The 23,309-nt window shown below is 37.2% G+C and carries 24 protein-coding genes; 16 read left to right on the forward strand and 8 right to left on the reverse strand.

The features are described 5' to 3' along the window. The first annotated feature begins 2 nt into the window (after positions 1 to 2). From AC3FI7_RS01930 to AC3FI7_RS01950, 5 genes are all read left to right on the forward strand, one after another. Positions 3 to 1,562 carry a RagB/SusD family nutrient uptake outer membrane protein gene (locus tag AC3FI7_RS01930; protein ID WP_491461265.1) on the forward strand — a complete coding sequence of 520 codons (1,560 nt, stop codon included), beginning with the start codon at positions 3 to 5 and terminating at the stop codon, positions 1,560 to 1,562. 3 nt (positions 1,563 to 1,565) lie between these two features. Beyond that, positions 1,566 to 2,990 carry a glycoside hydrolase family 30 protein gene (locus AC3FI7_RS01935; RefSeq protein ID WP_491461266.1) on the forward strand — a complete coding sequence of 475 codons (1,425 nt, stop codon included), beginning with the start codon at positions 1,566 to 1,568 and terminating at the stop codon, positions 2,988 to 2,990. 9 nt (positions 2,991 to 2,999) lie between these two features. Next, positions 3,000 to 5,222, forward strand: coding sequence for a beta-glucosidase BglX (bglX, locus tag AC3FI7_RS01940; RefSeq protein WP_491461267.1), 2,223 nt, complete (start codon positions 3,000 to 3,002; stop codon positions 5,220 to 5,222). 78 nt (positions 5,223 to 5,300) lie between these two features. Further along, positions 5,301 to 6,110, forward strand: coding sequence for a glycoside hydrolase family 16 protein (locus AC3FI7_RS01945; RefSeq protein ID WP_491461268.1), 810 nt, complete (start codon positions 5,301 to 5,303; stop codon positions 6,108 to 6,110). A gap of 40 nt (positions 6,111 to 6,150) precedes the next feature. Then, positions 6,151 to 7,590 carry a glycoside hydrolase family 30 protein gene (locus AC3FI7_RS01950; protein ID WP_343658202.1) on the forward strand — a complete coding sequence of 480 codons (1,440 nt, stop codon included), beginning with the start codon at positions 6,151 to 6,153 and terminating at the stop codon, positions 7,588 to 7,590. 135 nt (positions 7,591 to 7,725) lie between these two features. On the opposite strand, the gene AC3FI7_RS01955 is transcribed toward AC3FI7_RS01950, so the two are convergent. Further along, the gene (locus AC3FI7_RS01955; RefSeq protein ID WP_002979980.1) at positions 7,726 to 8,538 is read right to left on the reverse strand and encodes an enoyl-ACP reductase FabI; all 813 of its coding nucleotides are present in this window, start codon (positions 8,536 to 8,538) and stop codon (positions 7,726 to 7,728) included. Positions 8,539 to 8,658: 120 nt separating this feature from the next. Further along, positions 8,659 to 8,958: a hypothetical protein gene (locus AC3FI7_RS01960; protein WP_142722372.1), complete on the reverse strand. Its 300-nt coding sequence runs from the start codon at positions 8,956 to 8,958 to the stop codon at positions 8,659 to 8,661. A gap of 139 nt (positions 8,959 to 9,097) precedes the next feature. On the opposite strand from AC3FI7_RS01960, the gene AC3FI7_RS01965 reads away from it, so the two are divergent. The 3 genes from AC3FI7_RS01965 to AC3FI7_RS01975 all read left to right on the forward strand — a co-directional run bounded on the left by AC3FI7_RS01965 (position 9,098) and on the right by AC3FI7_RS01975 (position 12,113). Then, on the forward strand, positions 9,098 to 9,655 hold the full coding sequence (locus AC3FI7_RS01965; RefSeq protein ID WP_142722373.1) for a DNA-3-methyladenine glycosylase I: 558 nt from the start codon (positions 9,098 to 9,100) through the stop codon (positions 9,653 to 9,655). A 252-nt stretch (positions 9,656 to 9,907) separates the two neighbouring features. Beyond that, positions 9,908 to 11,188, forward strand: a complete 1,281-nt coding sequence (locus AC3FI7_RS01970) for a phage tail-like protein (protein WP_142722374.1) — start codon at positions 9,908 to 9,910, stop codon at positions 11,186 to 11,188. Between the two features lie 163 nt (positions 11,189 to 11,351). After that, positions 11,352 to 12,113: a Rossmann-fold NAD(P)-binding domain-containing protein gene (locus tag AC3FI7_RS01975; protein ID WP_343658203.1), complete on the forward strand. Its 762-nt coding sequence runs from the start codon at positions 11,352 to 11,354 to the stop codon at positions 12,111 to 12,113. Between the two features lie 294 nt (positions 12,114 to 12,407). Here the strand turns inward: AC3FI7_RS01975 and AC3FI7_RS01980 are convergent, their stop codons facing one another. Both AC3FI7_RS01980 and AC3FI7_RS01985 read right to left on the reverse strand, forming a co-directional pair. Then, positions 12,408 to 13,262, reverse strand: a complete 855-nt coding sequence (locus tag AC3FI7_RS01980; RefSeq protein ID WP_142722376.1) for a nucleoside phosphorylase — start codon at positions 13,260 to 13,262, stop codon at positions 12,408 to 12,410. Between the two features lie 21 nt (positions 13,263 to 13,283). Next, positions 13,284 to 13,769 (reverse strand): hypothetical protein, encoded by a 486-nt coding sequence (locus AC3FI7_RS01985; RefSeq protein ID WP_142722377.1) that lies wholly within the window; start codon positions 13,767 to 13,769, stop codon positions 13,284 to 13,286. A gap of 364 nt (positions 13,770 to 14,133) precedes the next feature. Between AC3FI7_RS01985 and AC3FI7_RS01990 the strand changes: the two genes are divergently transcribed. Both AC3FI7_RS01990 and AC3FI7_RS01995 read left to right on the forward strand, forming a co-directional pair. Then, positions 14,134 to 14,379 (forward strand): hypothetical protein, encoded by a 246-nt coding sequence (locus tag AC3FI7_RS01990; protein WP_185150430.1) that lies wholly within the window; start codon positions 14,134 to 14,136, stop codon positions 14,377 to 14,379. Positions 14,380 to 14,402: 23 nt separating this feature from the next. Next, positions 14,403 to 14,546 carry a hypothetical protein gene (locus tag AC3FI7_RS01995; protein ID WP_185150431.1) on the forward strand — a complete coding sequence of 48 codons (144 nt, stop codon included), beginning with the start codon at positions 14,403 to 14,405 and terminating at the stop codon, positions 14,544 to 14,546. Here the strand turns inward: AC3FI7_RS01995 and AC3FI7_RS02000 are convergent, their stop codons facing one another. Then, positions 14,547 to 14,870, reverse strand: a complete 324-nt coding sequence (locus tag AC3FI7_RS02000) for a translation initiation factor (protein WP_002979957.1) — start codon at positions 14,868 to 14,870, stop codon at positions 14,547 to 14,549. It abuts the gene before it with no gap. A 312-nt stretch (positions 14,871 to 15,182) separates the two neighbouring features. Between AC3FI7_RS02000 and gpmI the strand changes: the two genes are divergently transcribed. The 5 genes from gpmI (at position 15,183) to AC3FI7_RS02025 (ending at position 20,038) form a co-directional block, all read left to right on the forward strand. Beyond that, positions 15,183 to 16,724 carry a 2,3-bisphosphoglycerate-independent phosphoglycerate mutase gene (gene gpmI, locus AC3FI7_RS02005; protein ID WP_142722378.1) on the forward strand — a complete coding sequence of 514 codons (1,542 nt, stop codon included), beginning with the start codon at positions 15,183 to 15,185 and terminating at the stop codon, positions 16,722 to 16,724. Between the two features lie 149 nt (positions 16,725 to 16,873). Continuing rightward, complete coding sequence (locus AC3FI7_RS02010) at positions 16,874 to 17,851, forward strand: acyl-ACP desaturase (protein ID WP_142722379.1); 978 nt, start codon at positions 16,874 to 16,876, stop codon at positions 17,849 to 17,851. A gap of 97 nt (positions 17,852 to 17,948) precedes the next feature. Beyond that, on the forward strand, positions 17,949 to 18,380 hold the full coding sequence (locus AC3FI7_RS02015) for a BT0820 family HAD-type phosphatase (protein ID WP_142722380.1): 432 nt from the start codon (positions 17,949 to 17,951) through the stop codon (positions 18,378 to 18,380). Positions 18,381 to 18,461: 81 nt separating this feature from the next. Further along, entirely contained in the window at positions 18,462 to 19,271 is an 810-nt protein-coding gene (gene map, locus AC3FI7_RS02020) for a type I methionyl aminopeptidase (protein ID WP_002979947.1), read from the forward strand. After that, positions 19,271 to 20,038: a class I SAM-dependent methyltransferase gene (locus tag AC3FI7_RS02025; RefSeq protein ID WP_142722381.1), complete on the forward strand. Its 768-nt coding sequence runs from the start codon at positions 19,271 to 19,273 to the stop codon at positions 20,036 to 20,038. The genes map and AC3FI7_RS02025 overlap by 1 nt, the downstream gene beginning before the upstream one ends. A gap of 57 nt (positions 20,039 to 20,095) precedes the next feature. On the opposite strand, the gene AC3FI7_RS02030 is transcribed toward AC3FI7_RS02025, so the two are convergent. From AC3FI7_RS02030 to AC3FI7_RS02040, 3 genes are all read right to left on the reverse strand, one after another. Further along, entirely contained in the window at positions 20,096 to 20,806 is a 711-nt protein-coding gene (locus AC3FI7_RS02030) for a T9SS type A sorting domain-containing protein (protein ID WP_491461269.1), read from the reverse strand. A 154-nt stretch (positions 20,807 to 20,960) separates the two neighbouring features. Further along, entirely contained in the window at positions 20,961 to 21,293 is a 333-nt protein-coding gene (locus AC3FI7_RS02035; protein WP_233332814.1) for a DMT family transporter, read from the reverse strand. A gap of 294 nt (positions 21,294 to 21,587) precedes the next feature. After that, on the reverse strand, positions 21,588 to 22,151 hold the full coding sequence (locus AC3FI7_RS02040; RefSeq protein WP_142722383.1) for a Crp/Fnr family transcriptional regulator: 564 nt from the start codon (positions 22,149 to 22,151) through the stop codon (positions 21,588 to 21,590). 225 nt (positions 22,152 to 22,376) lie between these two features. Between AC3FI7_RS02040 and era the strand changes: the two genes are divergently transcribed. Further along, positions 22,377 to 23,252, forward strand: a complete 876-nt coding sequence (gene era / locus AC3FI7_RS02045) for a GTPase Era (protein ID WP_142722384.1) — start codon at positions 22,377 to 22,379, stop codon at positions 23,250 to 23,252. Positions 23,253 to 23,309 lie beyond the last annotated feature (57 nt).

Consider the following 23,309-nt stretch of genomic DNA (forward strand, 5'->3'; position numbering starts at 1 on the left):
AAATGAAAAATAAAAATTTTATATATAAAGGACTTGCCGTTGCGTTTCTGACAGGTCTGAGTTTTACTAATATAAGCTGTAGTGGTTCATACCTGGATGAAGTACAAAATTCAGGGGCATTCAGCACTGATTCATATTTTAAAAATGAACAGCAGTCTTTTAGTGCACTGATTTCCGTATATGATGTTTTAAGAAAATATTCTGCGGGATTTGAAAACACCGTTACTTTCTTTAATGCCGCGTCTGATGACTTTTATTCCGGTGGAGGAAGTTCCAATGATGGTGCAGGTATCCAGGGGATGAATAATTATATGATCAATCCCAATACCATGCCCGCCAGCTACTGGAAAGATTACTACCAGGGAATTGCCCGCGCTAATCTTGTAATAGAAAAAGTTCCGGGAGCTTCCATGAATGAAGATATAAAAAAGCGATATATTGCAGAAGCCAAAGTTCTCCGTTCTTTGTATTATTTTGAGCTCGTAAGAATGTTTGGAAATATTCCTCTGATTCTCAAAAGTATAACTGTTTCAGATGATTACTGGCATATACCACAGGCAAAACCAGGCGATGTGTATGCACAGATAGAAAGTGATATCAACGCTGCCATTCCGGACCTGATGATGACACCGGGCAGTGGCGACAAAGGACGAATTACGCAGGGGACTGCCAGAGCTATATTGGGGAAAATTTACCTTTACGATAAAAAAATGCCTGAAGCTGCTGCTCAATTTGCTCAAGTAAATGGCACACCCGGGGGAACCAGTCAGTATGGATATAAGCTGGTGACAAATTATGCAGATTTGTTTAAAGTTGCACTGGAAACTGATCCGGATCCAAATAAATACAAATTCTTATCAGAATCTATCCTTGAAGTTATGCATACCAATAAAGGAAGTTCCGATTGGGGATTCTGGGGACAGGGTAAAGATGAAGGAAACTCTATCAATGTAATGGTAGGTCCTCGTTCTTATTCATTAAAAAATATTCCGAATAATGACGCCCCGGATATTTATTCAGGTTGGGCATTTAATACCGTAACGGAAAACTTTGTCACTTTTATGCAGGGTGATCCAAGATTGGATGTAACGGTTTTCAACGCAAAAAAACTGGTGACAGAAGGTAAAATCTCTTACGGTCCTGCTTTTGCAGATACAGGATATTTCTTAAATAAATATTTGCCAACAAATGCTTTAAAGAGCTCGCTTCCAGGACCTGCAGAACTTAATTTCCGTCAGAATTATATTGCAATAAGATTAGCCGATACTTATCTGATGGAAGCTGAAGCATTAGGAGGAGCAGGAGCCAGAGCCCAGGCTTTGTTAGACGCAGTAAGAGCAAGGGTCGGTTTAGCATCGGTTCCTGTTTCTTTGCAGGCGATTAAAGATGAAAGAAGAAGAGAGCTTGCCGGAGAAGGACACCGATGGTTTGACCTTGTCAGATGGGGAGATGCTCCATCAGCGCTTGCATTCAAAGGGTTTAAAGCCAATAAAAATGAAATTCTTCCAATTCCATTCAATGAATTGCCGAATACATCTTTAAAACAAAACCCCGGATACTAACCCATGAAGTTTCACAACTTATATAGTTTCTTTAGAGGTGCCGCACTGCTTAGTGGTGTGGCCCTTTTTCCTTTATCATGTACCTCACTTGCATCCAATAAGGACAATGAAGTGCAATATTGGCTTACCAAGGGGGATGAAAGTGTAAAATTACAGCAGCAGAGTTCCGTTAAATTTGTAAACAGCTCCAACAGCTATCAGAATATTGAAATTGATGATACTCAAAAGTTTCAATATGTTGATGGTTTTGGATATACATTAACAGGAGGAAGTGTTGAGGTAATCAACCGTTTGTCGTCTTCCAAAAGAAAAGCACTGCTTAATGAACTTTTTGGAAATGGTAAAAATTCAATCTCAGTCAGTTATTTAAGATTAAGCATAGGAGCTTCCGATCTTAATGGCGAAGTTTTTTCCTATGATGATCTTCCTGAAGGACAGGCGGATGCTTCTCTTTCAAAATTCAGTCTTGAAAAAGACAGGGCATTGATTGCTATGCTGAAAGAGATTTTAGACATCAATCCAAAAATTAAAATCATCGCAGCACCATGGTCAGCTCCGGTTTGGATGAAAGACAATGGAAAATCAAAAGGAGGAAGCCTGAAACCTGAATTTTACAGAACGTACGCCCAATATTTCGTGAAATACATTCAGGGAATGAAGAAAGAAGGCATTACCATTGATGCAGTAACGCCCCAGAATGAACCTTTACACCCTGGGAATAATCCCAGTTTGTATATGCCGTCTGCACAGCAGGGGGATTTTATCAAAAATCATTTGGGCCCGGTTTTTAAAGAAAATGGAATCAACACCAAAATTGTTGTTTACGACCACAACTGTAACAAACCTGAATACGCTATCGATATTTTAAAAGATGACGGGGCAAACAAATACATAGATGGATCAGCTTTTCATCTGTACGAAGGCGATATTTCTGCATTAAGTACTGTACATAATGCTTTTCCGGACAAAAACCTATACTTTACCGAGCAATGGACGGGTTCAAAAGGCACTTTTAATGAAGATCTGAACTGGCATACAAAAAATGTAATCATCGGTTCTATGAGAAACTGGAGCAGGATCGCTTTAGAATGGAATCTTGCCAATGATCCTGAATTCAAACCACATACGGATGGCGGATGTACAGAATGTAAAGGCGCTATTACAGTTTCCGGTAGTGAGAATTTCACCAGAAATGTTTCCTATTATATTATTGCACATGCCTCAAAATTTGTTCCGGCAGGGTCCCGGCGTATTGCTTCCACACAGACCCATACACTTTCAACAGCCGCTTTTAAGACTCAATTTGGGAAAATAGTTTTAATTGTTCAGAACGATAATAAAGAAGATGAACATTTTAATATTAAATTTGCCGGGAAAACCGCTGCTGTAACAATTTCTGGACGTTCTGCAGCAACCTATATTTTTTAATTTGATACTATGAAAAGAGTTTATTTCTTACTGGCATTTTCTGCATTTGGACTGAATGCTTACGGACAAAAGACAATTGATCAGAAAGTAGCAGAGTTGCTGTCTAAAATGACCCTTGAAGAAAAAGTAGGACAAATGGTTCAATACAGCGGGTTTGAATACGCTACAGGTCCCCAGCATTCTAATTCGGCAGCTGTTTTAGAAGAAATTAAAAAAGGAAAAGTAGGTTCTATGCTGAATGTTGCCGGATCAGAAGAAACCAGGGCCTTTCAGAAGCTCGCAATGCAGTCAAGACTTAAGATTCCTTTACTGTTCGGGCAGGATGTTATTCATGGATACCGAACAACATTTCCTGTGAACATAGGACAGGCAGCAAGCTGGGATCTGGGAATGATTGAAAAGTCAGAAAGAATTGCTGCGACCGAAGCCTCAGCTTATGGGATTCACTGGACTTTTGCTCCGATGGTAGATATTGCCAGAGATCCGAGATGGGGAAGAGTAATGGAAGGTTCCGGGGAAGATACTTACCTGGGAACAAAAATAGGATTGGCAAGAATTAAAGGATTTCAGGGCAGAGGTTTGGGGAATCTTGATGCTATAATGGCCTGTGCAAAACACTTTGCAGCATACGGAGCTGCTGTAGGCGGGAGAGATTACAATTCTGTGGATATGAGTCTCAGACAGCTCAATGAAACTTATCTTCCACCATTCAAAGCGGCCGCAGAAGCAGGTGTAGCTACTTTTATGAACTCTTTTAATGACATCAACGGAATTCCGGCAACGGCCAATCAATATATTCAAAGAACCCTTTTAAAAGGGAAATGGAATTATAAAGGTTTTGTCGTTTCAGACTGGGGAAGTATCGGGGAAATGATTCCTCACGGCTACGCCAAAGATGCCGCCCAGGCAGCAGAAAAAGCGATACAGGGCGGGAGTGATATGGATATGGAAAGCCGTGTTTATATGGCAGAACTTCCCAAACTGGTTAAAGAAGGAAAAGTAGATCCCAAGCTGATTGATGACGCAACAGGAAGAATTTTAACCAAGAAATTCGAAATGGGACTTTTCGATGATCCTTACAGATTCAGCAATGAAAAAAGACAGAAAGAGCAGACTGACAATCAGGAAAACAGAAAATTCGGGAGGGAATTTGGTTCAAAAAGTATTGTTCTTCTTAAAAACCAGGGAAATATTCTTCCGCTTTCAAAAAGTACAAAGACAGTTGCCCTGATTGGTCCTTTCGGGAAAGAAGCAGTAGCGAATCACGGTTTCTGGTCTGTTGCCTTTAAAGACGATAACCAAAGAATTGTTTCACAGTTTGACGGAATTAAAAACCAGCTGGATAAAAACTCTACTTTATTATATGCCAAAGGCTGTAATGTGGATGATCAGGATAAAACACAGTTTGCAGAAGCTATTGAAACAGCCAGAAAAGCTGATGTGGTGATTATGACACTGGGAGAAGGACATGCGATGAGTGGGGAAGCAAAAAGCAGAAGTAATATAGGGTTTACAGGTGTTCAGGAAGATCTGTTGAAAGAAATTGCCAAGACGGGTAAACCCATCATCCTGATGATCAATGCCGGAAGACCTCTGATCTTCAACTGGGCATCAGACAATATCCCTGCAATTATGTACACATGGTGGCTGGGAACTGAAGCCGGGAATTCTATTGCGGATGTCCTGTTCGGTACTGTGAATCCAGGTGGAAAGCTACCTATGACTTTTCCAAGAACAGAAGGGCAGATTCCTGTCTATTACAATCATTATAATACAGGAAGACCTGCAAAAAATAATACAGACAGAAACTATGTTTCAGCATACATCGATCTGGATAATGATCCAAAATATCCGTTTGGATATGGCTTAAGTTATACAGATTTTAAATATTCTGATATGGTTTTAAGTTCAACAAACCTTACTGGAAATCAGACACTGAATATCAGTGTTACTGTTTCCAACACAGGAAAGTATGATGGCGAAGAGGTTGTGCAGCTTTATATCAGAGATCTTTTCGGAAAAGTAGTAAGACCAGTAAAAGAGCTGAAAGGGTTCCAGAAAGTTTTTATCAAGAAAGGTGATCGTAAGAATGTAGACTTCAAACTGACGCCAGAAGATCTGAAGTTTTTTGATGATGATCTGAATTTTGACTGGGAAAGTGGTGAATTTGATATTATGGTTGGAACCAGTTCTCAAAATGTACAGACCAAAAGAATTAACTGGACAAAGTAAATTCAATAGGAGTGGGCTTCAGCCCCTTCAATAAAACGTCAGAAAATGGCTTTGGCCAAAACTTAAAATTTACTACATATGAATTTTAAAGCTAAAAATATCATCAAGATAAGAGCAGCAGGAATCTTTTTCCTTTCTATTCTTAGCTGCGCTTCGCATAAACCGGATTCTGGCAGAACCCTGATTTGGAGTGATGAGTTTAATGGAAAGGGACTTCCGGATTCATCAAAATGGAATTACGATGTCGGAGGTGGAGGTTTTGGTAACGAAGAAGCCCAGTTCTATACCAAAAACAGATCTGAGAATGCCAGAATGGAAAAAGGAAATCTGATCATTGAAGCCAGAAAAGAAAATTGGGAAAACAATAGATATACTTCCGCCAGACTTTTAACCAAAGGAAAATTTGCTTTTCAGTATGGAACAGTTGAGGTAAGGGCAAAGCTTCCCAAAGGACGGGGAACTTGGCCAGCCATCTGGATGATGAGTGAAAATATGAAGAAATGGCCGGATGACGGCGAACTGGATATCATGGAACATGTTGGTTATCATCAGGGATATATCCATGCCTCAGTTCATACCAAAAAATACAACCATATCCAGGGAACACAGAAAACGGATACTCTTTTTGTAAAGGATGTAAGTGAAAAGTTCCATGTCTATAAAGCAGACTGGACACCGGAAAAAATAGATGTTTATATAGATGATCAGAAGTTTTTTACCTATGAAAATAAAGAGAAAAATAATGATGCATGGCCTTTCAACAGACCTTATTTTATTATTTTAAATCTTGCTGTAGGGGGCTTTTGGGGAGGAAAGGAAGGCATTGATGATGCTGTTTTTCCACAGAAGTATTATATAGACTATGTAAGGGTTTATCAAAATAAATAATGAAAATGAGGACCAGGTGGTCCGGAAACAGAAAAAAATCATGAGAAAACTAATTGTAAGTTGTTTTGTAGTAGGCGTTGTCATCAATGTCAATGCACAGAATTATTGGAAAAAAAATGCAGGAAAAACAGCTAAGGTAATTCTTACCAACTCAAAAGTGAATGAGAAGATGGTGGATAAAGGAGCCGTTAAATTTGAACAGTTTGGACAGCCCAAAGAAACAGATGCCTGTATTTTTGTGGCACCCACTTTTAAATATCAGAAACTGATAGGAATTGGGGGCGCCATTACGGACGCATCGGCAGAAACTTTTTATAAAATGCCAAAGAACAGACAGAAAGAAATTCTGGATGCTTATTTTGGAAAAAACGGGTTGGGATACACTGTAGTCCGTACCAATATGAATTCCTGTGACTTTTCCAGTGATTCCTATACCTATGTAGAAGATAATGATACTTCTCTGAAAACTTTTAATATTGCTCACGATGAGAAGTATAAAATTCCAATGATCAAAGAAGCGCAGAAAGCCATTGGAAATAACTTCACCTTCTATTTTTCTCCCTGGAGCCCTCCGGCCTGGATGAAATCGAATAGAAGTCTATACAAAGGCGGTAGGTTAGAAAATCAATATTATCAGACCTGGGCAGATTATTATATCAAATTTATCAAAGAATACGAAAAAAGAGGAATTAATATCTGGGGATTGACTGTTCAAAACGAGCCTATGGCTACCCAAAGCTGGGAATCATGTATCTATACTGCCGAAGAAGAAGGTGAATTCCTGAAAAAGAACCTTGGACCCACTCTTTGGAAGAACGGATATAAAGATAAAAAGGTGATGATCTGGGACCACAACAGAGATCTTATTTACCAGAGAGCAACCACAACGTTAAGCGATCCGGAAACATCCAAATATGCTCACGGAATCGGCTATCACTGGTATGAAACATGGAACAATAAAACGCAGCTTTTTGACAATTTAGCAGAAACACACAGGGCTTTTCCGGATAAATTTCTTGCCTTTACTGAAGGATGTAAAGAACAGTTCAGCATGGATAAGATCTATGATGTAAGTCTGGGTGAGCTTTACAGCAAAAATATGCTGAATGACTTCAATAAAGGAAATGCACTATGGACCGACTGGAATATTCTCCTCGATGAAACCGGAGGGCCTAATCACAAGGGAAACTTCTGTTTTGCTCCGATTATTGCAGACACCAAAACAGGAGAAGTTTTCTATACTTATGAATATTATTATATAGGACATGTTTCAAAATATATCAAGCCGAACGCACAGAGAATCGGAAGCTCATCGAACAGAGCTGCACTGACCTCTTCTGCTTTTATGAATGAAAACGGACAGTTGGTAACCGTTATTATGAATGATTCAGATAATGATATCGAAACCAATCTTTGGATTGAAGGTATGGCGGCCAAACTGAATGCTCCGGCACACTCTATACAGACCGTAATTTTATAAATATCATATTAACATTATTTTTGACAGACCCGGCGGCCTCTATGAGGCCGCCGGGTTATTTATTTTTCATAAATAAAAAGTCCCATGAAATGATTTCATGGGACTTTTTATTGTAAACGAAATTGTATCAGTTCGTTATTTTTCAGTATCATATTTGCTGATCACTTTCTGAGTAACCCCTGAGCTGCTGAAACCTCCATCGTGGAAAAGATTCTGCATCGTTACCTTTTTAGTAAGATCAGAGAATAAAGTTACACAGTAGTCTGCACATTCAAGAGCTGTAGCATTTCCTAGCGGAGACATATCTTCAGCATATCCAAGGAATCCTCCGAAACCTTTCACTCCGCTACCGGCAGTCGTCATTGTAGGAGACTGAGAAACTGTGTTGACACGCACTTTTCTTTCTCCCCAATAGTTTCCGAAAGTTCTTGCGATACTTTCCAGATACGCTTTATTGTCAGACATATCATTGTAATCTGGGAATGTTCTCTGAGCAGCGATATAAGTAAGTGCCAAAATACTTCCCCATTCATTCATACAGTCTTTTTCCCAGGCTACACGCATTACTTTGTGGAAAGAAACCGCTGAAATGTCCCAGCCTTTTTCCAACCAGTCGTAATTCATTTCCGTATAATGTTTTCCTTTTCTTACGTTGATAGACATTCCGATAGAGTGAAGGATAAAGTCGATTTTTCCAAATTTTGCAACAGCGGCATCAAAAAGTTTTTCAAGATCTTCTACAGAAGTAGCATCAGCACCTATTACTTCAGAACCCGTTTTTTCTGCTAAACCATTAAGTTCTCCCATTCTCAATGCGATAGGTGCATTGGATAAGATAAATTCAGCACCTTCTTCATGGCATCTTTCAGCAACTTTCCATGCGATAGATTGTTCATTAAGGGCTCCAAAAATAATTCCCTTTTTGCCTTTAAGTAAACCGTATGACATAATTTTTTAATGTTTATTATAATACAAATGTAACAATAATTGTGCTTATGGCATAATAAAAAATGGAGCCTTAGCAATTTAAGGCTCCATTTTATTGAAAATATTTATATGACTGAAATACTAATTGGTTTTCTTGTTCCATTCTGCCTTTACATCTTCTGCTGCATCTTTCGTTTTTTCCCATGCTTCATCCGCTTTATCTTTAATATCTTCCCAGGCATCGGATACATTAGCTTTTACCCTGTCTAGCCAGTCTTCCTGGCTGGCCTCCTGATCATGATCCCTTTTTTCATTGATATAATCTTTGGCCCTGTCTGCCAATTCATTGATTTTCCATTGGGCTTTATCTGCTGCATTCTGTAAAGAGTTTTCTACATTATTGACTGCATTTTCCGCTTTGTTATACTCTGAATTGTTCATAATAATATAATTTAAGTTTGGTATCAGTAATTAAACAATAACCATTCCTAAAACAGAGAACCTTTGTTAAACTTTTCATAATCTTTTGTTATTTTTTTCCAAATCAGTAGTAACTTTAACACTATAAAATATGATAATTATGGAAAAAATTCGTTGCGGCTGGTGTGAAAAGGACGATCTCTACAGGAAGTATCATGATGAAGAGTGGGGAAGACCTGTCTATGATGATGAAACCATATTTGAATTCCTGATTCTGGAAAGTTTTCAGGCTGGATTAAGCTGGTACACTATTTTATCTAAACGGGATAATTTCAGAAAAGCATTTGATCATTTTGATTACAGAAAGATAGCTACCTATTCTGAAAAAAAGATAGAAGAACTGATGGATGATTCAGGTATTATAAGGAACAGACTGAAAATCCTGTCAGCAATTACCAATGCTCAAAAATTTATGGAAATTCAGAAGGAGTTCGGAAGCTTTTCCAAATATATTTGGAGCTTCATTGAAGGAAAGCCGATTGATAACAGTCCTGAAAAGTTGTCTGATATTCCTGCCACTACCGAAGTTTCTGACCGTATTTCCAGAGAACTTAAGAAAAGAGGATTTAAATTTGTTGGTTCTACAGTAATTTATGCCCATATGCAGGCTACCGGAATGGTAAATGATCACTTAAAAAGCTGTTTTGTCAGGAAATAATTTTTGAATTTTATTCAAATTTCGGTGATGTTTTTTATTAATAATATAATTTAAAAAATTAAGCGATAAATTAGAAAAATCTTGAAATACTGATGAATGCCTTGTTTTATAACTTGCTGATATTTAAACAATTTTCATAGTATTGTGAATTGATTTTATTTTAATCACTTTTGTGTGGTTTTAATTATTAAGTTTTCAATAAAATTATTGTATTTGTTGAAAATTCGTATATTTGCACCCGTGAAAAACGCAATGATGCAAAATAGATATAAATTTCAGTACATTTTTCTTTTATTATTTATCAGTTGTTTAATGTATGGTCAGGTTGGGATTGGAATATCTAATCCGGCCGCTTCTGCAATGCTTCATGTGAATGCAGATAATAAAGGAGTACTTCTTCCCAGTGTTGCACTGACCTCCACTACAGATAATATTACCGTTCCTTCACCGGCGGATGGACTTATAGTCTGGAATAACGGAAACGCTACCCTGAAAGATATAGGCTTTTATTACTGGTTCGAGTCAAAATGGAATAAAATTCTGGCCAATGGTGGAAATACCACTAAAACAGAGGATGGAACAACCTGGAACCTTTCTGGTACAAATGTCGGAAATTATGGAGGAGCCGGTACAACTTTGGCTTTAGGGACAAAAACATATGATGATTTAATTTTTAAAGTCAATGCGCAGACAGCAGGAAGATTGGGAGTTGATAATTCTGTAAGCCTTGGAATAGGATCAGCAGCAGGACAGAATGGGATTGCTATTGGAAGCTCAAGCTCTGCATTTATGGGAATTTCAATAGGTAATGCTACCGTAGTTTCAGGGAATGAAGCACTGGCCATAGGAAACAAGTCTACCGCTGATGGATTCCGATCTACAGCAATAGGATATCATGCCCAAACCAGTAAAAATGAATCCGTGGCGATGGGAAATAATTCTTCTGCAGATGGATTTCAGTCTATTGCATTGGGATACAACGCAAAAACGAATACAAATAGTGAAACTGCCTTAGGATATAATGCCGTGACCAATAGTCAGAACTCAACGGCTTTAGGTTCAGAAGCTAATGCGTTGGGACAATATTCAACAGCAGTAGGATATGGAGCAGCTACTTCACAGGCCAATGCCATAGTGTTGGGGAATAATAATGCAAATGTAGGTATTGGTACAGGTGCTCCGAATACCTCTGCGAGACTGGATGTCAACGGAAAGTTTAAATTGGGAGAGAAAGGAAGTGTGCAGAAAAATCAAATCAGTTTTGAAGCATGGCCGGGAATATCGATCAATAATTTGCAGCCTGGAAAATCTACTACCATAGAAATTCCGGTTCCGGGAGGATATGAACCGGGATCTACCAGGGCTGTTGTAGTAGTTTCTCCGGCAGGAGACTTTGCCGGAAATTCATCATTTTCTATTTCAAATCCAAGGATGACATCTGTTTCCAGTATTACAATTAATCTCACTAATATTTCCGGGAGTGCCAGCAGTTTATATTCAGGACATTTTTATGTAATGATCAATGAGTTTTAAATAATAGTTTTTTTATATAGTTGATTTGGTGTTAGGACTTTCGTTTTTCGGAAGTCTTTTTTTTATTTCCAGCTTTTAAATGCTGATTTTAATTGGATTCTTTTTAGATAAAAAAGGTAAATAGATTATTTTTGTAATGTTTAAAGAAAAATCCTTTTGGTATATGAAGAAAATAGGAATTATTGGTTATGGCTGGCTGGGAGAGAGAATCGCATCCAATTTCACAGGAAAATATACAATATCAGCAACCACGACTACACAGAGCAAAGCAGATGATCTGAATTCTAAAGGGATACATGCTGTTGTAGCTTCTTTTCCGGATTATCAATTGGCTGAATCCATTTCGCAATGGAACGAAGCTAAAGATGCTGATGTTTTGATTATTACAATTCCTGTTTCTGAAAAAAGCTGTTGTGTAAGCTCCTTATATAATAGGATTCAGAATATGTCTGCATTTATCGGGGATTTTAAAGGACAGATGTTTCTGATGAGTTCTACAGGCGTTTATCCCGATCTTCAAAAAGATTTTACAGAAGAAGATATTCCTTTGGAGAGTGTTTCAGGAGAAAGAATGCTTAGAAGCAAATATCCTCAGCTCAATATTCTGAGATTGGGTGGTCTGATGGGTGACAACAGGCTTTTGAAAAATTATAATGTAGAAAATCTGGATCATGCCGTGAACCATATTCATTATGCTGATATCGGCGGTATTATCTCGGAAATGATTGAGCAGAAAACTGAAGCTAAATTATACAATGTAACGGCTCTGATTCATCCTTCGAAAAGTCAGGTAATCAATGTACAGAAAGGTATTCCGAATGAAGAGGAATTTGAAGTGAAAGGGAAGAAGGTTTTGTCTTCAAAGCTGGTTTCAGAGCTGGGCTATGTATTTCAATATCCGGATCCTAGAACTTTTCATTTATAATTGTTGATTGTTGTTTCGTTCATTTTCACATGCTGAATTTCTTTTGACAACTATGTCATTCCGCAGAAATCTCCATCCTGTTTTTACTGTGTTTATTTGGAATCCTAGGGAATGACAGGTGAGTGGTAAGTTCATTCATCGTAAAATGAATAAGATCCTACAATACAAATTCAATAGGAACGGGCTTTAGCCCGTTTTCAAAATAAATAAAATTCTATCGGCTTTAGCCAAAACCTAATAAAAAACCTCCGGAAAAATTTTCCGGAGGTTTTATTTGTATAATAAATAAAATAATTACTTAATAATTCTTTCCAATACCCATTCAATAAGGTTTTTCTCAGAAGCATGATGGTCTGCAGAGAATTCTCCACGTCTTCTGTTGGCAATAACGTTATTTACGGTAATGGCCTTGTGTCCTAATAATTTTGAAAGAGCATAGATGGCAGAAGTTTCCATTTCAAAGTTGGTGATCCCAAGATCATTCAATGTTTCAAGGAATTGATCATCTACTGCTTTTAAACGAAGCTGTCTTCCCTGTGGCGCATAGAATCCCGGGAAGGTTGCTGTATTTCCGTGGTATTTGGCATCTTTATAATATTCGCCCATTTCCTCAGCCCAGTCTGAGAAGTAAAGCATTGGCTTGATTCTTTCGTAAGGGAATCTTTCCAGGAAGCTTTTAGAAAATTCATTCTCGAAGTGGTAGTCCTGATAGAAGTGCATCAGCCCGTCTAATCCTACTACATTCTGAGTGACAAGCATATTGTCTACCTGTACATCCGGGTTTACACTTCCACATGTTCCCATACGGAAAAGTTCAAGGGCTTTGTGTTCTGTTTTAAACTCTTTGTTTTTAAGGTCGATATTCACCAAAGCATCCAGTTCGTTCATCACGATATCGATGTTTTCAGTTCCGATCCCCGTTGACATTACGGTAATTCTTTCTCCACGAAGCGTTCCTGTATGAGTATAAAATTCCCTTTTATTTTTTTTAATTTCTACTGTATCAAAGTATTTTGAAACTTTTGCCACTCTGTCAGGATCACCTACAAGGATGATTTTGTCAGCAATGTCTTCAGGTAAAAGATTCAGGTGGTATACACTTCCGTCTTCATTCAGAACAAGTTCTGAGGCAGCAAGTTTGTTTAGCATAATATGTATATTTTTTGTTTTTTAATTAATGATAATAGCGTCTTTATATGGTGATGCCATAACCTCATAGATGTCATTATATTCTTCTACAATTCTTTTCTGACCATTCATTATCTCATATACAGTAACGACGGTTTTTTCAATATTTTTAGGATCTTTCCTCTGTGATGTGATTTCATAGAAATGATCATCTTTTTTCAGAACAGAAATCAGTTCTTCCTTCGTTGAATTGTTGGAGGTCATCATTCCGGGAAACTCTGCAACAATATCTTTCAGGTCCGAATAGTTTTTATAAGGTTTGGTCACCCCATTGGAATACACATATACATTAGGAATGTTTTTATCTTTTTCCAGGCGGACCAGATAATAATCAGAGCCTCTTTTTTCAGCATATACAGCCATTTCCTGCGGTTTTCCGGATTGTTTTTCCGGTTGTTTTTTCTTTTGTGAAAAGGCGGTCAGAGAAAGGAAACTTGCTGCAACAGCAAACCATAGTTTTGTTTTCATACTTTTATTTTAGTTTTTTGATGTGTTGAATTTAATTTAAAAATCCTCTCCCCATAATCTCCCGCCATTATTTTCCGGTATTTCGAAAAACCGTTTTTCAGAATAATGAATTTTGATTTTCGGGGTTTAAAATTAGTGAAAAATATGATACCGGAAATATAAACATTATTTAAACTGTCATTAAAACATAAATAATATCAGATTTACAGCTTTGCCGTTAAAATTCATGAGATCTTATCCACTGCTGATGATGATCCTTCTGAACAGGATTTACAGTAATGTCCTTTAATCGTGTTTATAAAGGAAAATAAACCGAAAATGGCCTTACAAGTATTAATCCTAATCCTGCAAAAATTCATAACTTATGGGCAGTACCAATAACCTGGATACTTTTCCAGAAGCCCTTATGGAGATTCCGGTACTTGAAGAAATCAATCTTCAGGGAAACCAGGTCAATGACCTTGGAAATTTGTCTTTTCCGGAAAACCTAAAATATCTTGAATTGCAGCAGAATGCCATCATCAGGCTGTCGGAAAATCTTTTCAAATCAAGACGTCCTGAATTTCTGAATGTAAACGGAAATCATATCACAGAATATCACCCAAAGTAAAAGGGCTGAAAAGTATTATCAGCATGAACCTGGTTCATAATAACCTGAAAGACATTCCTGTAGAAATCAAACAGCCTGAAAGCCCTGATTCTTACAGGAAACCCTATAGAAATTCTATGATTGAAAATTTAAAAACCATGCTGGCGGAAACCCGGATCTATTTCTAACTATCCGCCGACACGTTTGGTTTTATATCCCATTTCTTTAAGGATATTCATTATTTTATCACGGTTATCTCCCTGAATGATAATCGTTCCGTCTTTCTCAGAGCCACCTATACCCAGGGTGGTTTTTATTTTCTTTGAGATTTTTTTCAGGTCTTCCTCACTGCCTTCCCAGCCTTCAACAATCGTTACGGGCTTACCATTCCTTCCTTTTTTCTCAAACTTGCATACCAAAGGCTCTTTTTGCTTGAATTCTTCTTCAGGCATTTCAAAATCCTGCTCTTCATGATCAGGAAAAAGGTTCTTCAATTGATCTCGTAAATCCATAGAGCAAAATTAAAAAGATTTACCGATTAATAAATGAAAATTGAGCTGAAATTTTCATTTTAAAAAGTAGTATTGAATCTGGATAAAAACTCATAAAAATTCCGGGATGAATATTATCTAATTAATTCATATCAGGTTTAAAAATCTTATATGGATTGTAATTTAAAGAAATTTTAATCTTTAATTTTTTATAAAAACTTAGATGGCCTTACTTAATAGGATTCTTATTTTAAAGAATACATAAAATTCAGGACTTCAAATTCTTCTATTCATAGGAAATTAGGTAAATTTGTATAACAAAAGTTTTTACAAATGTCAAAAAAAGCAATACTGGCCATTCTTGACGGATGGGGATTGGGAACAAACCCTGACGTTTCTGCAATAGATAAAGCAAATACACCATTCATAGACAGCTGTTACCAGAAATTTCCACATACTACGCTTGAAGCAAGCGGATTAGCTGTAGGCTTACCGGCCGGACAGATGGGGAACTCTGAAGTAGGACACATGAACCTGGGAGCCGGAAGAGTGGTTTACCAAAACCTCGTAAAACTGAATATGGCGGTTGAAAACGGTACATTGGGACAGGAAAAAGTCATTCAGGATGCTTTTGATTATGCTAAGAAAGAAAATAAAAAAGTACACTTTATCGGATTGGTTTCCAATGGAGGAGTACACTCGCATATCAATCACCTCAAGGGGTTACTTACTGCTGCCAAAGAATCCGGATTGAATGAAAATGTTTTTGTTCATGCATTTACCGATGGAAGGGACTGTGATCCTCATTCAGGATTAGGATTTATTGAAGAGCTTCAGAAACATATGGAAGCAACTACAGGAAAACTGGCAACAGTAGTGGGAAGATATTATGCAATGGACAGGGACAAAAGATGGGAGCGCGTAAAGCTGGCCTACGATGCCCTTGTGGAAGGGATAGGAGAGCAGTCAACAGATGCTCTGGCAGCGATTAAAGCTTCTTATGATAATAATGTGACTGATGAGTTTTTGAAACCCATCATTTTAATGAATACTACAGCGACAGGAAATGTTGTCCCTGTTGCAAAAATCATCGATAATGATGTGGTGATCTGTTTCAACTTCCGTACAGACAGAGGCCGGGAAATTACAGAAGTTCTTTCTCAGAAGGACTTCCCGGAATACGGAATGAAGAAGCTGAACCTTTACTATATTACATTGACAAATTATGATAAAACATTCCAGAATGTACAGGTCGTTTTTGATGAAAATGTATTGACAGAAACAATGGGTGAAGTTCTTGAAAAAAACGGTAAAACCCAGATCAGAATCGCAGAAACGGAGAAATATCCTCACGTTACTTTCTTCTTTTCAGGAGGAAGAGAACAGGAATTTGAAGGGGAAAAAAGACTGTTATGTCCAAGCCCGAAAGATGTTCCTACTTATGATTTAAAACCGGAAATGTCAGCATATGATATTACCAATGCTATCGTACCGGAACTGGAACAGGGAACTGCTGATTTTGTATGTCTGAATTTTGCCAATACAGATATGGTAGGACATACAGGCGTTTTTGAAGCGGCTGTAAAAGCTGCTGAAGTTGTAGATCAGTGTATTGAAAAAGTCGCAACGGCTGCTTATGAAAATGGATATGCTGTTTTCATCCTTGCTGATCATGGGAACTCTGATGTAATGATCAATGCAGACGGTACTCCAAATACACAGCACTCTACCAATCTTGTCCCTTTTATCGTGATGGATAAAGACCATACCTGGAATTTAAAACCTGGAAAACTGGGAGATGTAGCCCCTACGATCCTTAAAGTAATGGGGGTTGAAAAACCAGATGCTATGACAGGAGAAGTTTTGGTTAATTAAAATTCAGAAATATCTTGATAAAAATGCCGTTATCGCTTTATAACGGCATTTTTTTTATGATTTATGTCAGATAAAGTATGAGTTGCATACTTTATTATGCGCCAAATAATAAATAAATCATATCTTTGTAAATTAAAACTGAATAGTAAATGTATCAAAAGCTTGTTAGGAAAGAAGTAATGGGAATATTGGAAAAGGAAGTGAGTTCTTTTCTTGATAAATTTTTAACGCCAATTGAAAAAATTTGGCAGCCTTCCGATTATTTGCCAGATCCATCGAGCGAAGAATTTAAACATGATCTAGAAGAGATTCAGACTTTTGCCCGTGAAATGCCTTATGATCTTTTTGTAACATTGATCGGAGACTGTATTACAGAAGAAGCTCTTCCTTCATATGAGTCCTGGCTGATGGGTGTTGACGGAATCAATCAGGAAGAAAAAGTAGGATGGGCAAACTGGGTAAGAGCGTGGACAGCTGAGGAAAACAGACACGGAGATTTATTAAACAAATATCTTTATCTGTGTGGGAGAGTAAACATGAGAGAAGTTGAAATTACCACTCAATATCTTATCAACGACGGCTTCGATTTGGGGACAAGTATGGACCCTTACAGAAACTTTATTTACACCAGTTTCCAGGAAACTGCAACCAATATCTCTCACAGAAGAGTAGGTACGCTGGCCAAACAGTCCGGAAACGGAAAGCTGGCAAAAATGTGCGGTGTCATTGCTGCAGATGAAGCCAGACATGCTAAAGCATACAAGCATTTCGTAGCAAAAATCCTTGAAATAGATCCTTCAGAAATGATTCTTGCATTTGAAGATATGATGCGTAAGAAAATTGTAATGCCTGCTCACTTAATGAGGCAGTCAGGACAAAAAGCTGGTGAACTTTGGGGACATTTCTCAGATGCTGCACAAAGATGTATGGTGTATACAGGCCAGGATTATATCAATATTATGAAAGATCTTTTGGATGAATGGAAAATTGAGCATGTAAAAGGACTTACAGAAAAAGCAGAAAAAGCACAGGAATACCTGATGAAACTGCCTGCAAGACTTCAGAAGATCACAGACAGGGTTTCTACTCCGGATCTTCAGTTCCAGTTTAGCTGGGTAAAGAGTTAATAAGAACTTTATTATATTTAAATATAAAAGTATTGAGTGCCTTTCTTTTTGGCACTCTTTTTATTTCTTATCTTTGCAAAGCTAAAATAAGAACAAAATGTTAAATAATAAAAAGATTGCTGTTGACTTTGACGGGACTATTGTTGATGATGCTTACCCGGCAATTGGAAAACCGAAAACTTTCGCTTTCGAAACATTAAAGAGGCTTCAGGCTGAAGGATTCAGACTTATTCTTTGGACATACAGACACGGAAAAACATTAGATGAAGCCGTAGAATTCTGCAAAAAGAATGGAATAGAATTTTACGCAGTGAATTCAAGTTTTGAAGGAGAAGTTTTTGATTCTGAAACGCAATCCAGAAAATTAGATGCTGATTGGTTTATTGATGACAGAAATCTTGGGGGATTCCCGGGTTGGGGTGAAATCTATCACATCATTCAGGAAAGAATAGAATTCCGTGTAGAAGGAAAAGAAGTTCTTGCCTATTCAAAACTTAAAAAAGAAAAGAAAAAAGGACTTTTCTGGTAGTAATATAACAATTTAGCAGTGTTCCAATTCATGAATAAGTATGGTTACACTGATACATTAATACATTGGTAAATTAATACAATGATTCAATTAAAAACGATAGACGAATTACGTCTGATGAAGGAGAGTGCCCGTCTGGTTTCTAAAACATTGGGAATGTTGGCAAAAGAAATTAAACCGGGGATCACAACTTTATATTTAGATAAACTGGCACATGACTTTATTAAAGACCATGGTGCTGAGCCTGCATTCTTAGGATATGGAGGATTCCCGAATTCCCTGTGTATCTCTCCGAATGAGCAGGTAGTTCATGGCTTTCCAAACAACGATGTAGTAAAAGAAGGAGATGTCCTTTCTGTAGACTGTGGAGTTATTCTGAACGGTTTTGTGGGAGATCACGCTTATACTTTTGAAATCGGGGAAGTAAAGCCGGAAGTTAAAAAATTACTACAGGTAACCAAGGAATCTCTATATAAGGGGATTGAACAGTGTATCAGAGGAAAAAGAATCGGAGATATCTCCCATGCCATCCAGGCACACTGTGAAAAAGAAGGCTATGGAGTAGTGAGGGAGCTTGTAGGGCATGGTCTGGGAAGAAAAATGCACGAAGATCCGCAGGTTCCTAATTATGGAAGACAGGGAAGTGGAAAAGTAATCAAAGACGGTCTGGCAATTGCTATTGAACCGATGGTTAATATGGGAACTGAAAAAGTAAAATTCCATAATGATGGCTGGACAGTAACTACCCTTGATAATATGCCATCTGCTCACTTTGAACATGATGTTGCAGTGATCAATGGTAAACCGGTATTGCTTTCAACATTCGAATATGTATACGAAGCTTTAGGCATTGTAAGTGATGAAGAAAAGCAGTTCCAACTGGATTTTTAATGAAAAAGGTAACTAAGCTTTTACTGAATAAAATTCCACGTCCGATGCTTATTAAAATGAGCATCTGGGCAAGACCTCTCATTTACCAGTTTTTCAAAGGAGATCAGTTCTATGATCCTATTGATGGAAGATCTTACAGAAAATTTCTTCCGTATGGATATGGAAAACAAAGAGAAAATGCGCTGTCGCCAGGGACTCTTAGTTTGGAAAGACACCGTCAGATGTGGCTGTACCTTCAGAATGAGACTGATTTTTTTATTAAAAATTATAAAGTTCTGCATATTGCTCCCGAACAGGAATTTTTAAGAAAATTCAAGAGAATGAGTAATCTGAACTATATCTCAGCAGATTTGTATTCTCCCATTGTAGATGTGAAGGCTGATATTCTTGATCTACCTTTTGAAAATGACAGTTTTGACATTATTTTCTGCAACCACGTTCTGGAGCATATTGAAGATGATGCAAAAGCAATGAGCGAGTTGTATAGAGTAATGAAGCCCGGTGGATGGGGAATCCTTCAGGTTCCCATGAAAAATTCTCTGGAGCAGACCTATGAAGATTTTACCATTAAAGATCCCAAAGAACGTCAGAAACACTTTGGACAGTACGATCACGTCCGTTGGTATGGTATGGATTATTTTGAACGCTTAAGAAAAGCAGGTTTCGAAACAGAACCGAATTTCTACTCACAGAAATTCTCTGAAGAAGAAATTAAAAAATACGGGTTAAGACATAATGAAATTTTACCGGTAGTTTATAAAAAATAAAATAAAGCCCGTTTCAATCATTGAAACGGGCTTTTATATAATAGGATATGTTCTGTTTTATTCTTTGATAAAAGGATAGGGCTTATAATTTTCTACTGATACAATATATTGTCCTTTCTGTAGGCTGCTTGTATCAATTGATATTTTACTGCCACTGGTTGTCATTTCCAGTACTAATTTGCCTGAAAGATCAAAAATTTTAAGAGGAAGGTTTTTCTCAACATTTTCAATGTTTAAAACTTCTTTTACAGGATTTGGATATGTTTTGAAAGTTTTCTTTACAGCTTCTGTTTCTTTAGTACTCAGCTGTGCGGTGTTGTTATAGTATACCTTGTTTCCTGATGGATCCGTAATGATCAGCGTCTTTACATTGCCGTTGGTTATTATTTGGTAACTGTAAATTGATGCATAGGCTCCTAAAACATAAGTATCACAGTTTTTCTGATCATAGGCCCGAACAGGTCCTGCATTTCCTCCATTATAAAACAAAAGTGTACATGAACTGGCTGTTTTAATAAGATTGTTACTCCCAGGCATAACTCCAAAACTCATCATCGATGTGTTATAATATCTGGAATTGATAACATAGCTGGTACCCCCTGCTGAATTGAATGTGGTAGCAGGCACTCCATTGTCTATTAAAGGTGTATTGGTTGTCTGTCCGCTGCTTGTAACTATCTTGGAAATATACCAGTTGTTGGACAGTAATTCAGCGGTTTGCTGGGCAGTCAAAACGCTGCTCGCTAAAAGGAATAATAATTTCTTCATAGTTAAAAGTTTCCGGTAAAGATATAAAAGAATTTGTTCTTCCTTATTTGTTTTGTCAGGATAATTAGAAATGAAAATGTGGAATAAACAAAAAACCGCCTTCAGTGGTGAAGACGGTTTTCCATTTTTAGATATTAATAAAAGTTTATGCGTTTTAATGTGATGAAGATACTGCTTTCAGGCCAACCACAGAGCCGATCAGTGTTACAATAAAAAATACTCTCCAAAAACTGACAGGATCCTTAAAGAAAATAATTCCCATTAAAGCAGTTCCTACAGCTCCAATCCCTGTCCATACAGCATATGCCGTACCGATAGGTAAAGTTTGGGTTGCCTTGATCAGTAAAAGCATACTGATTGTCATCGTTACCAGAAATCCTGCAAACCAATAATAGGATTCTGTTCCGGAAGTCTCTTTTGCTTTTCCCAGGCATGATGCAAACGCCACTTCAAACAATCCGGCTACAATTAAGATAATCCAATTCATTTTTTCATTTTTTTCTACTGCAAATTTCAGAATTTCACAGAAGAAAAAATTTTACAATTGTTAAAAAATGAAGATGGTTGTATAGAAGGAATATGGAAGAAGGAAAGATGGAAGTTCGAGGAAGGAAGAAAAAAACAGCAGATATATCAATATCAATATCAATATCAATATCAATATCAATATCAATAGGGGCGGACTTTAGTCCGCTCTCACTATAAAAATCATACCTCAGGCTTTAGCTGAAACATAAGAATTTTTAAATATTTCAATTCTTCAATCTTTGAATTTTAAAATTTATTTTATTTCTGCCCGAATTCTGCTTAAACTCACTTGTGTAATGCCCAGATAAGACGCAATATAGCCCAGCTGGACTCTTTTAAGCAAGTCAGGTTGATAAGCAATAATATCTTTATACCGTTCCAGAGAAGTTTTAAACTGCCTTGAAATAATCAGTTCTTCAGATTTTATCATTTCTGCTTCTGCCAGCTTTCGTCCCCAGTTGGCAATATGAATGTCTTCATTAAAAAGCTTTTTGAGCTGCTCCGTTTCCATTCTGTAAAGATCACAGTCTTCAAGAAGTTCAATACTTTCATAGCCGGGTTTGTCTTCTACATAGCTTTTCATAGAGAGAATGCACTGGCCTTCACTTCCGAACCAGAATGTAATATCATTATCAGATGTTGATGAGTATGCACGGGCAATTCCTTTTCTTATAAAATAAAGATAGGGGATCACCTTATCAGCCTCCATCAGGCAAAATCCTTTTGGATGAGAAACTTCGGAGATATGTTCCTTTAAACTGTTTTTTGATGCTTCAGGCAGAACGAAGATCTGATCAAGAATCTGGTCTATATTCATAAAGATGAATTCTAATATTCAAAAATATCAGTTTTAGGTAATGCAATACAAATTATCTGAGCCTTTTTACAGGTATGAGAAAAAATATCAATCACGAATTCCTTTCAAATTTCCTTTATTACAGATATTTAAATGGATATAATTCTCTTTTGCTCTTTAAAAATTAAGATTAACAGTAAAGACCAGTTTTGTTTTATTAACTTTGCAGTTCGTAATATTATTTTTATGCACAAAGCTGGATTTGTAAATATAGTCGGAAAGCCCAATGCGGGAAAATCAACACTGCTCAACCAATTGATGGGAGAGAAGCTGGCGATTGTAACGCAGAAAGCGCAGACAACCCGTCACAGAATTTTTGGTATTTATAATGAAGATGACCTTCAGATTGTATTTTCTGATACTCCGGGAGTATTGGATCCAAAATACGGGCTGCAGGAAAAAATGATGGATTTTGTAAAAGACTCCCTGCAGGATGCTGATGTTTTCCTGTTCATTGTAGATGTTACTGATAAGGCAGAACCATCAGAATTTTTAATTGATAAGCTGAATAAAATTCCTGTACCAGTACTTCTTTTACTCAACAAAGTGGACCAGACCGATCAGGCAGGTCTTGAAAAATTGGTAGAAGACTGGCACAACAGAATTCCGAAGGCTGAAATTCTGCCTATTTCTGCCCTGAATGCCTTCAATACAGAGGTTATTCTTCCTAAAATAAAATCATTACTTCCTGAGAACCCTCCTTACTATGATAAGGATCAGTTCACAGATAAGCCAGAAAGATTTTTTGTAAACGAGGCAATCCGTGAGAAAATCCTTTTGAATTATGATAAAGAAATTCCATATTCTGTAGAAGTTGTTACTGAGCAGTTTAAAGAAAAAGAAGGAATTATTTTCATAGATTCTATTATTTATGTAGAAAGAGATACCCAGAAAGGAATTATTATCGGGCACAAAGGAGAAGCTATCAAAAAAGTGGGAACTGAAGCAAGACTGGACCTCGAGAAGTTTTTCACCAAGAAAATTCACCTTAATCTTTTTGTAAAAGTGAAAAAAGACTGGAGAAAGAACGACAGAGATCTTAAAAACTTCGGTTACCGGTAAACTAAAAACAGCTGTACTCCCGTTGTATTAAAAGATTTTTATTACCTTAGACTAAAT

It is taken from the genome of Chryseobacterium sp. TQ-BC-N36, from assembly GCF_058382295.1.